Annotated in this window: 11 protein-coding genes, 1 riboswitch and 1 other annotated feature; all 11 genes read right to left on the bottom strand. The window is 43.7% G+C overall.

Annotated features, from left to right (window positions below):
- On the bottom strand, nt 1-2,031 hold a 2,031-nt coding region (locus LD39_RS06795; RefSeq protein WP_035544384.1), incomplete at its 3' end, for a homocysteine S-methyltransferase family protein.
- On the bottom strand, nt 2,012-3,874 hold the full coding sequence (locus LD39_RS06790; protein WP_035544383.1) for a bifunctional homocysteine S-methyltransferase/methylenetetrahydrofolate reductase: 1,863 nt from the start codon (nt 3,872-3,874) through the stop codon (nt 2,012-2,014). The genes LD39_RS06795 and LD39_RS06790, both read right to left, overlap by 20 nt.
- Entirely contained in the window at nt 3,861-5,057 is a 1,197-nt protein-coding gene (metC, locus tag LD39_RS06785; RefSeq protein WP_035544381.1) for a cystathionine beta-lyase, read from the bottom strand. The genes LD39_RS06790 and metC overlap by 14 nt, the downstream gene beginning before the upstream one ends.
- The gene (locus LD39_RS06780; RefSeq protein WP_035544380.1) at nt 5,054-6,175 is read right to left on the bottom strand and encodes a methionine biosynthesis PLP-dependent protein; all 1,122 of its coding nucleotides are present in this window, start codon (nt 6,173-6,175) and stop codon (nt 5,054-5,056) included. The genes metC and LD39_RS06780 overlap by 4 nt, the downstream gene beginning before the upstream one ends.
- Nucleotides 6,176-6,255: 80 nt before the next feature.
- A riboswitch (SAM riboswitch) is annotated at nt 6,256-6,365 on the bottom strand.
- A gap of 306 nt (nt 6,366-6,671) precedes the next feature.
- Nucleotides 6,672-6,986 (bottom strand): hypothetical protein, encoded by a 315-nt coding sequence (locus LD39_RS06775; RefSeq protein WP_035544377.1) that lies wholly within the window; start codon nt 6,984-6,986, stop codon nt 6,672-6,674.
- An 85-nt stretch (nt 6,987-7,071) separates the two neighbouring features.
- Entirely contained in the window at nt 7,072-7,404 is a 333-nt protein-coding gene (locus tag LD39_RS06770) for a hypothetical protein (protein ID WP_035544376.1), read from the bottom strand.
- 83 nt (nt 7,405-7,487) lie between these two features.
- On the bottom strand, nt 7,488-7,934 hold the full coding sequence (locus tag LD39_RS06765; RefSeq protein ID WP_035544374.1) for a DUF4385 domain-containing protein: 447 nt from the start codon (nt 7,932-7,934) through the stop codon (nt 7,488-7,490).
- Nucleotides 7,935-7,954: 20 nt separating this feature from the next.
- The gene (gene glsA / locus LD39_RS06760; RefSeq protein ID WP_035544373.1) at nt 7,955-8,893 is read right to left on the bottom strand and encodes a glutaminase A; all 939 of its coding nucleotides are present in this window, start codon (nt 8,891-8,893) and stop codon (nt 7,955-7,957) included.
- A 142-nt stretch (nt 8,894-9,035) separates the two neighbouring features.
- Nucleotides 9,036-10,061 carry a cytochrome d ubiquinol oxidase subunit II gene (locus LD39_RS06755; protein ID WP_035544371.1) on the bottom strand — a complete coding sequence of 342 codons (1,026 nt, stop codon included), beginning with the start codon at nt 10,059-10,061 and terminating at the stop codon, nt 9,036-9,038.
- A gap of 17 nt (nt 10,062-10,078) precedes the next feature.
- The gene (locus LD39_RS06750) at nt 10,079-11,413 is read right to left on the bottom strand and encodes a cytochrome ubiquinol oxidase subunit I (protein ID WP_035544369.1); all 1,335 of its coding nucleotides are present in this window, start codon (nt 11,411-11,413) and stop codon (nt 10,079-10,081) included.
- Between the two features lie 77 nt (nt 11,414-11,490).
- A complete protein-coding gene (locus tag LD39_RS06745; RefSeq protein ID WP_035544367.1) occupies nt 11,491-12,264 on the bottom strand; it encodes a class I SAM-dependent methyltransferase in 774 nt (257 codons plus the stop codon).
- A gap of 282 nt (nt 12,265-12,546) precedes the next feature.
- Nucleotides 12,547-12,773, top strand: a binding site (T-box leader).
- Nucleotides 12,774-12,976: the final 203 nt, after the last annotated feature.

Raw genomic sequence — 12,976 nt, 5'->3', positions numbered from 1 at the left:
ATCATTGAAAAGGCGGCCGACTTCTGCCATCCCGTCCATCAACGGTCCATTGATGACTTGCAGAGGAGTTTCAAACTTTTGTAAAGCTTCCTCCAGGTCAGGGAGGAGACCTTCCTTCGTTCCTTCGACAACATAATGGGCTAGACGTTCTTCCAATGTCATTGTTTCAGTTGGAACTTTGACTTCTTTTTTCTTTCCTCGATAAAAAGCCGTGAAGCTGGCCAGGGTTTCATCTGTCGTGTTGAACAGCAGATCGTCGGCTTGATCAATTTCTTCTTTATCAATAGAAGCGTAGCGTTCCAACTTCTCCGTATTAACAATCGCATAGTCCAGTCCAGCTTTTGTGCAGTGATACAAATACACAGCATTTAATACTTCTCTTCCGACAGGCGGCAGTCCGAATGACACATTGCTGATGCCAAGCACCGTCTGGCATGCAGGAAGGTGCTGTTTAATCAGCCTGATACCTTCAATCGTTTCAGCGGCCGATCCGATGTACTGGGCATCACCCGTTCCAATTGGGAAAACGAGGGGATCAAAGATGATGTCAGATTGGTGGAGGCCATATTCTTCGACCAGAATATCATGTGACCGCTTTGCAATTTCAAGCTTTCTTTCAGCAGTGACGGCCATCCCTGTTTCATCGATCGTCCCTACTACAACAGCGGCTCCGTATTTGTGAACCAATGGAAGTACTTCTTTGAACCGGTCTTCACCATCTTCTAAGTTAATCGAATTAATAATGACCTTTCCTTGTGAATAAGTGAGCGCCTTCTCAATAACTTTTACATCCGTTGAATCAATGACAAGTGGAACTTTCACTTTATTTACGACATGTTTCATAAAAGCTTCCATATCTGCGTCTTCTTCACGATCAGGGTCGGCTAAACATATGTCAATGACCTGGGCACCTTTTTTCACTTGAGCGCGAGCAACCTCGGATGCTTCTTCGAATTTCTCTTCAGCAATCAACCTTTTGAACTTCCTGGACCCGATGACGTTCGTCCGTTCCCCGACTAAAATTGGGCGACTGTCCTGATCATCATAAATAAACGGCTCGATCCCTGACACGGCGTGGGGGTGAGATGTTGGAGCTGTTCGTGGCCTTAAAGGGCGTACAGCTTCAGCAATGGCTTTAATGTGATCAGGGGTTGTTCCACAGCATCCGCCAACTACGTTAACCCAGCCTTTTTCAGCAAAGCCTGCAACCTTTGTAGCCAGGGATTCAGGTGTTTCATGATAATTCCCTTCCTCATCAGGAAGGCCGGCATTCGGATAACAGCTGACGTTCGTCGTGGCTAAGTCCGATAAAGATCGTAAGTGATCGCGCATGAACTCAGGACCTGTAGCACAGTTCAATCCGACGACGATTGGGTTCATATGTTCAAGCGATAAGTAAAAGGCTTCAATATTTTGTCCTGCTAAAGTTGTTCCCATCGGTTCGATCGTACCAGAAATCATTAGGGGAGGGTCTTCATTCAAAGCTTCCTTCGCACTTGTGATGCCCAGAAAAGCTGCCTTCACATTCAACATGTCCTGTGAAGTTTCTAATAGAAGGAGATCGACCCCTCCTTTAATTAGTCCTCGTGCTTGTTGTTCGTAAGATTTTGTCAGTTCCTCAAACGTCGTTCCGCCAGTGACGGATAAGGTTTTTGTCGTTGGCCCCATCGCTCCTGCTACAAACCGGGGCTGCTCAGGAGTCGTGTAGCGGCTGGCTGCTTCTTTTGCAATCTGTGCCGCTTTTATGTTGATTTCCTCAGCTAAATATCCGAGGTCGTACTCGTCCAAAACGAGATCTGTCGCTCCGAACGTGTTGGTTTCTATAATATCGGCTCCAGCTTCCAAATAATGAGCATGGATAGAATCCAAAAGGGAGGGGTAAGTAAGATTTAAATATTCATTACAGCCATCATAAGCTTCTCCCCCGAAGTCCTCTGGAGAAAGGTCGGCTTGCTGAAGCATCGTTCCCATCGCTCCATCTAAGACGAGTATTTTCTTAGCTAGTTGTTTTTCAAATAATGTGGATCCCATCAGTAACCTTCCTTTCTTGGCGTTCCTTCGTCTGTTCCTGAATATACTGCGTCAATTCTACTGTCATTTCATAACGCAGGAACGGAGTGATCAAATAAATCCCGTTGAATAAGTCCAGTGCCGTATCGATTAATGATTTGGCAATCGCGATTCCTTCTGCCTGTGCTTTGTCACGATCAGTGCTTACGTTCTCCATTCGTTCAAGAATTTCAGGGGAAAGGGACATTCCAGGCACTTCGTTATGCAGAAATTCTGCATTTCGTAAGCTCGTCAAAGGCATGATTCCTATATAAATCGGTGCGGATATGTGCTTGGTAGCTTCATAGACTTCAATGATTTGCTCTTGATTGAATACAGGCTGGCTTATGAAATAATCGGCCCCATAGGACAATTTTCTTTCCAGACGCTTGACTGCTCTGTTCAAGTTCCTCACGTTTGGGTTAAACGCTGCCGCCACGGAGAAAGATGTGGATTGACCAAGCGATTTTCCTGAAAAAGAAATGCCTTTATTCAATTGCTTAATGTAATGGATCAAATCAAATGACGATAAATCATAAACAGAAGTCGCTCCGGGGAAATCACCGATTTTCGTCGGGTCTCCAGTCACGGCGAGTACTTCTGTGATGCCGAGTGTATGCAAGCCCATCAAATGAGATTGCAAGCCTACTAGATTACGGTCACGACAGGCAATATGCACTAGAGGATTAATTCCATATCTTGATTGAATGATCGAAGCCATGGCCGAGTTGCTGATCCTTGGTGAGGCGAGCGAGTTATCTGCCAGAGTAACAGAATCGACGCCAGCCTCTTGCAAAGCCTTTGCTCCTTCCAGAAAACGGTCTGTGTTCAGACGTTTGGGCGGGTCAAGTTCTACGATGATGGACCGCCCTTGTGTGGCGAGCTCGTGAAGGTGAGGGTTTCGGTTTTCCCTTTCCGCGACTTCGATTGCTGCCGGTTGTTGCACAGGGACCTCTTTTTCTACAATTGGCTTTTTGCCCTTCACTTTAGCCGCAATAGCTTCGATATGCTCAGGGGTTGTTCCGCAGCATCCGCCGATTAAACGTGCGCCTTGTTCATATAAAGCTTGAGCACTTTTTTGAAAGTAGCCAGGTTCTGTTGAATAAACAAGTCTGCCATCCTGGAAACCTGGCAGACTTGCGTTCGGGTAGGCAGATAAGACGGCTTTCTCTGGAAGCGGAACTTCCTCCAGCGCCTGGATCATATGATAAGGACCGAGGCGGCAATTCACACCAACAACGGAAGCCCCTTTGTCTTCCAGCTGCTTCAATGCATCTGTTAATGAAGTACCATCCTGCAGTACGCCTGGTTCATGCATGGAGACTTGAGCAATGATCGGGATGTCTGTTTCTTTTCTGGCAATCTCAAGGACTGTCAAAATCTCCTCTAAATCGTAATACGTTTCGAGTAGTAAGCCATCTACCTCTTCGAATAAAAAACAATAAAGTTGTTCCCGGAAGCTGCGTTTAATCTCATCAAGGGATACAGCCTGTTTCTGGATCCCTCGAATGCCTCCTAATGTACCTACAACATAGGCGCTTGAATGAGCCGCTTGTTTAGCTAACTGGATGGCCGCTGTGTTAATTTCCTTCACTTGATCTTCGAGACCGTACCGTTGCAGCTTGACGTAGTTCGCTCCGTACGTGTTCGTTTGGATCACATCGGCACCGGCTTGCACGTAAGCTTTATGAACATTTAATACTTCTTCCGGGTGAGAAAGATTTAACTCTTCAAAACAATGGTCGATTCCGTACGAATAGAGGAGTGTCCCCATCGCTCCGTCACCAATTAGTGTTTGTTTCTGTAAGGCTTCATTTAGCTTCACGTGTAAGCCCCCAATCGGCAACCTTAGGCTGTTGTTCAAAATTTTGAAATGCCTGTTTGAAATCCTCAATCAGATCTTCTGGATTCTCGAGCCCCACAGATAACCGAAGCAACCCATCTGTGATCCCTCGTTTTCTACGCTCCTCTGGAGGCATAGATGCGTGAGACATACGGGCAGGATAGGAGAGGATCGATTCCACCGCTCCAAGACTGACCGCATAGACGGGGATTTGCATATGCTTCGTCAGCTGCCGTACAGCCTGCTCATCTTTCAAGCGGAAAGAAAGGACGGCACCGGCCCCTTTGCTTTGATACGTATGAGTGAAATAGCCAGGGTGAGCCGTGAAACCAGGATAATAGACTTCCTCTACAAGCGGATGCTTCGTTAAAAAGTTCGCAATTGTAAAAGCGGACTGTGCGGATTGATTCAATCGGCAATGGAGCGTTTTCAGTCCCCGTAACACGAGCCAAGAATCGTGTGCCCCAAGAATAGATCCGAAGGAATTTTGTAAGAATGATAGTTTTTCAGCAACTTCATCATTATTTGTCACGGCAAGACCCGCTACTACATCACTATGGCCGGCAATGAATTTAGTCGCACTATGAAGGACTAAATCGGCCCCCAGCTCTAACGGCTGTTGAAGAGCTGGCGTCATAAACGTGTTATCAACAAAGGTCAAACAGTCATTCGCCTTCGCAAGTTTTGCGACCGCTTGGATATCCGTAATTTTTAACAGCGGGTTGGAAGGCGTTTCGATATATAAAAGTTTCGTATTCGGACGAATTGCCGTTGCAACAGAGTGCAAATCGGTCATGTCGACAAATGTGTGATCGATTCCAAACCTGTGCAGGACGTCGTTTAGGATACGGAAAGTTCCTCCGTACACATCTTCGGAAATTACAACATGATCTCCTTGAGATAACAGCATAAAGGATGTAGAGATCGCTGCCATGCCTGAAGCGAAAGCGAACCCTTTTGTCCCCCCTTCAAGACTAGAGATTGTATCCTCTAAAGCTTCTCTTGTCGGGTTCCCTGAACGACTGTAGTCGTATTTCCCAGGTTGGTCGAAGTCGCTCTGATGGTAGGTAGATGCCTGTTGAATAGGGACACTGACAGCACCTGTATGTTCATCGAACTTGTAATCACTATGAAGCAAGCGTGTCTGCAAGGAATAATCCGTCATTTTATCGTCTCCTCCTTTTTTAATGTAGCAAGTGTTTGATCGAGGTCTTGAATCAAGTCATCAATATGTTCAACTCCTACGGAAAAGCGTAATAATCGATTACATACTCCGTATCGCGTCCGTGTTTCTTCTGGAATATCCGCGTGCGTTTGTGTAGCTGGGTAGGTAATAAAACTTTCCACACCTCCGAGACTTTCAGCAAAGCTGATAACATCAAGGTGGCTGAGAAATGGATTGACCCATGCTTCCTCTTGTAAACGGAACGAGATCATACCGCCTTGGCCAGGGTATAGAACATCTGCGACCGCCTCGTGATTTTCCAAATATTTAACGATGGCTTTGGCGTTTGCCTCGTGCTGTCTCATTCTAAGCGGCAAAGTTTTCATCCCTCTCATTAACAACCAACAGTCAAAAGGGGATAATACCGCACCTGAAGTGTTTTGGTGAAAGGCGAGCTTCTCACAAATTCCTTCATCTTTGGCTACAAGCACGCCAGCTAATACATCGTTATGTCCTCCTAAATATTTCGTTGCACTGTGAATGACGATATCGGCCCCTTCTTTTAAAGGCTGCTGAAGAAGAGGTGTGTACAACGTGTTATCGACAAGTAGGAGCAGCTGATGTTGTTTCGCAAAGCGAGCAATTTCTGGAATATCCGCCACATGCATCAGAGGATTTGTAGGTGTTTCAATATAGACAGCTTTTGTATTTGGGGTGATGAAGTCCTCGAGTGCCGATAAATTTTGGCTGTCACAATAATGGAAAACAACTCCAGACTGTTCTGTAATGTGTTCAAACAAGCGGAAGGTTCCTCCATACAAGTCTTCTGAAACGAGGATTTCATCTCCATGTTTGAAGAGGGAAAGGGCTGTTTGGATGGCTGCCATTCCTGAACTGAAGGCAAAACCAGCTTTTCCTTCTTCAATATCCGCAATCGATCGCTCTAAAATTTGGCGGGTAGGGTTTCCTGTTCTTGAGTAATCAAAGCCCGTGGATTCACCAATTCCTTTATGTCGATAAGGGGTTGAAAAATAAACGGGAGGGTTGATGGCTCCTGTAGGGTCCTCGTTTCGATTTCCGGTTTGCACAAATTTTGTATCTTTATGAGGGGTGTTCATCGTCATTCTCCTTTTGAAAACATATAGTTGAAAAATAAAAAAAGCCTTCTTAAGAAGAAGACTTTAACGTTCGGATCTTCTTCTCATCTTCCAAGTTGGGTTACAACTTGCTGGACGTAGCACCTTACTGGATATACCAGTGGTTGCTGAGGCTTCACAGGGCCAGTCCCTCTGCCTCTCTTGATAAGAAATGGATTCAGTTATTGAATTGGGAAATTCTTTCTCCCTAATGTACACTACTCAATCTCATTTGACAATAGAACAGAAAGAATTTTTTGAAAAATCCGTCTTTAGAGGGGGATGTTAAAAGGGGAGAGAGAAAGCGACAGCCTATTGGCCAAATCTCTTATTTATCCATTCCGCCAGTGCATAGAAAAACCGCCCAATCATTTGAGCGGTTTTTCTCCTTTATTTTGCATTTAGACTGATGGGTTCTGGATTATTAATGCCTGCTTCAATGTACGTTCGGATAAGACGCCAAGTTCCGTTCTCTTTTTTATATGTATTGAAGAAGAGGTTGGAGGAGGGTAAGAGTTTCCAGCTCAATGGATATAAAAAAGGCAGCAAGCCATTCATCATCTTTCAGCTTTGTAAGGCTATGGTCGGTGTAGATCCATGTCATCTTTTTGTCTTCAAAAAGATTGAACGCTTGCTTCCAGCCTTCGATTGACTCTGCATAAGAATAGTCGACAACTTCTCCCTGGCGAATCTCTCTTGCGAGTAACTTTTCGGATATTGTTTCTTTCAGAAATTCGAGATCTTGCTGGCTTGCGCGTTCTTTAAACATTTCGTAAAAAGATTTGAATTCCATTACTTACCTTCCCTTATGTTGTTGAAGTTCGATAAAAGAGAGGAAATTCCTTTTTTATTTTGTTCAAGGGTGGCAACTGGCAAATTCAGTGGCAAATCCCTAAGTTATAAGCGGTGATTTTCAATTGAGAGGCAATGATAGCAAGCCAAACTACATAATTACTAAAAAGCATCGTGTAACGAATTTTCCTTTTTTTTAGAAGGTGACGTGTTTTAAACAAAAAGCCGATCAAGGGTAACGTGAATAAAGTGAATAGCGTAGTCAAACCTAACAAACCTTTCGTTTCACTCATCCACAAAAATTGATCAAAAAGAGGGATAATAATCGTAGGGGAGTAGAGAAAGGAGATGAAATAAATTCCTAGAACCCATGAGGTAAGCATCAATCCTAAGCTCAAGGATAGGAGTGGGATTTTCAAGACAATCGCTCCTTCCGTAGATAATCCCGATTCACCTTGTCGGATTAATAGTATCGTACGTTTGAAGGAGCGATTTGTCAATCTTATCCGTACTTTTTTTGATGAGCTTTTTTCTTTTTTAAATACTCTTCATCTTCTCTGACTTTGATCCATTTTTGTTCGAAAATCTCTGCAGATTTTGCTTTTTCTTCATCAATGTCTCTTTCATTAATGTCTCCGTTGTCGTCATATTTCTTACCGCCTTTGTAGTTAGCATAGCGGCGTGAACGTGTATAGCCCATCTGAAGAAATTTTCTCGCCATATCCATACCTACGAAATCATCTTTCTTTTGGTAATCAAGGAACATCTGATAAATTTTGTCGGAGGATTCCTGAGCAATTTCGGGTGTCTTGAAACGCCAGTGCTCGAGAATTTCACTTTTATAAGGCTCTACTAGCAGAACGCCTTGCTCGCCTCGTCCCACACGGTATCTTTCAGGATTCTTGCGAAAGTTCGTATGTTTAAAATCTATTGAATAGTCAAAAGTCATGATCTCCCCCCTGATAATAGTTATTCGATCCCAAACATATTTAAATTTAAATCCTGGGACAGCTTCTTAATTAAAGCCCCTCCAGCGGTTGAATTTCCTTTTTCATCGATAGCGGGTCCAACTACGCCAATCCCCATGCGGCCTGGAATCGCAGCGATAATGCTTCCGGATACTCCGCTTTTACAAGGAATACCTGCTTCAACTGCATAATGGCCGGAAGAATTGTACATCCCGGATGTCATCATAATTGCTTTAACCGTGCGTAAATGGTGTGGGGGGATCAATCTTTCTCCGTTTTTCGGAGAGCGCCCTCCGCATGCTAAAAAAAGCCCGACCCGTGCAAAATCTTCACAGCACATCATGACGGAATTCATCCGGAAATAAAGATCGAGTGCTTCTTCAACATCTGTGACGAGAGTGCCCGTACTCTGCATGAAATAAGCAAGAGAACGGTTCCTTGCGCTATTCGCTTTTTCCCCTTCATATACTGTCTCGCTCATTTGAAGGTCTTCGCGATTCGTGATTTCTTTAAGGAAATTCATGTAACGGTTGAAGCGGTTTTCCACACTTTGTCCTTTTATTAAAGCGGCAATCGCAATAGCTCCCGCATTGATCATCGGGTTGAATGGTTTGCTCGTGTCATAGGATTCAAGCTGGCTGATGGAATTGAAAAAGTCTCCCATTGGTTCCATGCCTACATTTTGAAAGACGCGGTCCTTGCCGAAGTCTTGAAGGGCGAGCATAAGCCCGATAATTTTGGAGGTGCTTTGCATCGGTACATATTCTTTGAAATCACCGGCAGTGTAACAATCCTGATCGGTAGTAATGATGGAAACGCCGAGTCGGTCCTTCATCGTTTCATCAAAATTAGGAATGTTCATATTTACATTTCCTGCTGAAGCATAGGGTTTGCTGTCTTCAATGGCGTCTTCCAGGTATTGGGTCGTTAGTTCCTGCATATTGTCACTCCTTCAATCCCGTTCAGATACTACCATGTACCCGGATTTTATATTTCTGAAAACAAAAACATGGATAAAACTGTAAGACCTGAGGATCCAAAAATTGGATCCTCAGGTCTTACAGTTTATACCAATTATTCAATTATTCTTGTTTTAAGTAGCGGCGGTCTTTTAGGAAGAGGCGCCAAAACAGGATAAATGCAGGGATTAAGATTCCGAATCCAATTCCATAAATAATAAGCATGTTGTAAAACAAAGATGGGTTCGTAAATCCACCTTCTACGGTTAATACCGGGTAAACGAGATAAGGCAAATGAGCCGACCCATAAGCGTAAATCGCGACCGCATACTGCAAAATGATCAATATGACAGCGAAGCGTGCTCTTCCTCGGGTTCCGTCAGACTTTTTCACAAATAAAAATCCATATCCGATCAGAAAGAACACGATGGAAATGCCAAACCACAGCCAGTTTGCCTGGATATTTTCAACAATCCACTGTGCCTCCACAGGGAATGTGCCGATCGTCAGCACCGCAACGGCAATCGAAACCGGTCCAAGCCAAATTGCATGCTTTCGAAACGTGTGATACGCACTCCAGTCTTCAGCTTCTTTGGCGTAATCCATCAAGAAAACGGATGAGATGAATAGCTCCGTTGTTAGTCCGAACGCAATATGCATGTAAAGAGTTGGATGAGTGAGAAGCTCGCCATAATGCAGACGAGGGTACTCGTTCTCATACTCAACAAATCCGCCTAAAGTAATCGGCAGGATACTGACCAGCAGAGCTGGAATCAATAAACCTGTGAACCCTGAAGTCACACGTAAAAGCTCTCGAAACCTTTGGGCATGGTGTTCGAACACCATGAATGTCGTTCGTATCGTCAATAGAAGAAGGCCAAGAGCTACTGGAACGAGCAAAATGCTGCCTAAAAGTTCTGTTGCAAAAGGAAAAAATGTGACAACGGATACGACGAATATAACTAAAAATACGTTCGTTATTTCCCAAGTAGGAGACAAAAAGCGGTTGGCGATTTGAGATGCAGTCGTCCGACTGGTTCTGCCGTAAATCATCCCCCAGAACCCTGCGCCGAAGTCAAGAGAACCAAGAATAGCATAGACGAAAAGCAAGCTCCATAATATCGTGATTGCTAGTGTGTAAGCTTCCATATGTCGTCAACTCCTTTCTACGAAGATCCCTTGGCTGATAAATCATTGCTTACAGGGTTCCGTTTAAAGTAATGTCTCAAGATAAACCCTGTAACGAACAATAGAGTCACATACAAGGTTAAAAACAAGTAAAACAAAACGTTGACACTGTTTGATTTTGTTGCTGCTTCGCCAGTTCTAAGTACATCTGTAATCGTCCACGGCTGCCTTCCTATACAACTGAAACACCAGCCGGTTTCTATCGCAATCAGTCCAAGAGGACCACTAACAACAAGCACCGCGAGCAGCCAACTGGGAAATTCTTTTTTCAACACATGCTTCCAGAAGAGAGCTAAAAATGCGATAAGGATGAGAACAGATCCAATACCAACCATGACGTTGAAGAGGACGTGGACGTATAAAGGAGGCCACAGCTCTTCCGGCCATTCGTTTAATCCCAGAACTTCCGTATCAAAACGGTCGCCAGCTAGAAAACTAAGGCCATTTGGAACTTCAATGGCATATTTTACGCGCTGATCCTCAAGAGAGGTGTAGCCGCCAATAGATAACGGGGCATATCTTGTCGTTTCAAAAAGACCTTCGGCTGCTGCGAGTTTTCTCGGATTGTATTCATGCAGCATTTGCGCTGTTTCGTGACCGTTGATAGCCGTTGCAAGGGAAGTGAGCGCACCAAAATATAAAGCGATCATCAACGCTTTTTTATGATAGTTACGTTCGGCGGTTGAAATTTTACTTCTCATTAATCTAAGGGCAGCGATCGAGGCAATCAAGAATGAGACGGTCATATAGGCAGATAAGGTCACATGAATGGCTGTGACTCCGAAGCTTGGATTGAAAAATGCAGCCCATACATCAACATCAGTTATGTCTCCATTAGGAGTGATATTGAATCCTGCAGGGGTATTCATCCAGGCATGCACATCTGTAATTAAAATCGCGGAAGCCGTTGCTCCGAGAGCGACAGATATAATGCTGACAATCCTGAGTGAAGGAGGAAGACGGTCAGCTGCATATAAATAGATCGACATAAAAACGGCTTCAATTAAAAATGCGAAAATCTCCATTTGGAAAGGAAGAGCGATGACCTGGCCGACAATTTCCATGAAATTCGGGAATAAAAGCGAAATCAACACGCCTACGATTGTTCCCGATGCAATAGAAACGGCAAGTAAAATCGCAAACCCTTTCGTCCATCGTCTTGCCATTAAAGCATAATCAGAATCTTTTTTAATTAAGTAGAGGACTTCAGCAATGATGATCATGACTGGAAGACCGACGCCTAAAGTAGCGTAAATGATATGAAAGCCTAAAGACGTACCGAACAAAGCCCTGGCCATGACAACAACATCCATAATATGTACACACCTCACATGAAATTTCATCTATACCTAACTTATTTTTCCAATGTGAGGGGTTTTTTATACTCTTATTATGTTTCTTTTATACATTTAACCATCCATTCATCAATAGAGAAGGATTGAATTCTGTTATTCTCTTTTTGGATGGAAAAATAAGAAAAAGCTTTCTCTTCAGCATTCTGAAAATAGCGTTCAACATCTTTGCGTTCTTGATCGTTATCCAAAGTCCTTTTAACCCAATCGGGGAAAGGAAGAGTCTTTTTTCTGGTAAGCTCTTGTTCTATTGAAAGAGTGGCGCCATGTAAAAGCCGCTTCCATTCAGATACCATTAAAGCTCGGACGTGGCTACAATCCCTCATCTTTTCAAACGTATTGTAAAAATTATCGAGATCCTCATCTTCAGGGGCAACATTATCAATCATCAAAAAAATTCCTCCAGGCTTCAAAACACGTTCCACTTCAGTAATGAATGATTCCGGAGAAGGGAAATGGTGGGGAGCAATCCGACACGTGACCGCATCAAAACTCTCATCCAGAAATGGCAGCTCTTCGGCATCGGCGACAACAAAATGAATGTTTGAAAGTGCACGTAAATGCTTTGCTGTATTTTGAAGCATGTCTTTCGTCAAGTCCGTAGCAAAGACACTTCTCACTAGCGGGCTAAGCGATTTTGCTACATGACCGCCTCCTGTAGCGATGTCTAAAACGGTCCATCTCTGTTCCGGCTGCAGCCATTCGTTTATTAAATCTAAATCCCCCTGATTTTTATGAGTGGAGCTTGTGACATAAGCTTCTTTATTCTTTGAGAAATTTGTCTGTACTTGGCGTTTCATTTCATCTGACATGGTTTCCGCCTCCTTTTACTATTATTGTAGTGGCAAAATGTGATAAGCGATAATATGAGTTTCAAATCAAAGTTGATCGCAGAATCAAATTGGTGCAAGGAGTCTCTGAATTGTTGCAAACATCGTCTCAAATAGTGTAACGAGTCTCCAATTAGTGCAAACATATCCACTATCAACGTGATGAATGATCTGCGTATATATTTCTTTAAAAAAGGAAAAGATGGAGGCAAAAGAAATTTTGACATCCAAACGATTTCGTAATATGATATGGAGAAACTACGTATATTTTCGTTGACGAGAAGAGTAGGCTTTATTCCTGAGTCTGTAGAGAGTCGCTGGCCGGTGAAAAGCGATGACCGTATAGAGCTGAAGATCATCTCCGAGAAGTTCTGCTGAAATGTTGAAGAGTAGGGAGAACCGGTTGACGGCCGTTATCCGTTATGTGAACCAAGTGCCGTGCATCATTGCACGGAATATGGGTGGTACCGCGGATCCAATCCGTCCCTGTTTTTAATTTAAAAAGCAGGGGCGGATTTTTTGTATTAAGTGTGCAGGCGACTGCCCAGGGACATCCGCACCTGCAGCAATAATAGTTCATTCATTTATATAAAAAATAAAAGGGTAAGAGGTGGAAGAAATGCGCAGTGTTAACACGAAAGAAGCAGCTTTAGACCGCGAAAATCGCGTCAAAGATTTTTGGAACGCTGAGAAC

It is taken from the genome of Halobacillus sp. BBL2006 (assembly GCF_000786645.1).
GTDB lineage: Bacteria > Bacillota > Bacilli > Bacillales > Halobacillaceae > Halobacillus.
This window is presented reverse-complemented; position numbering and strand designations above follow the sequence as displayed.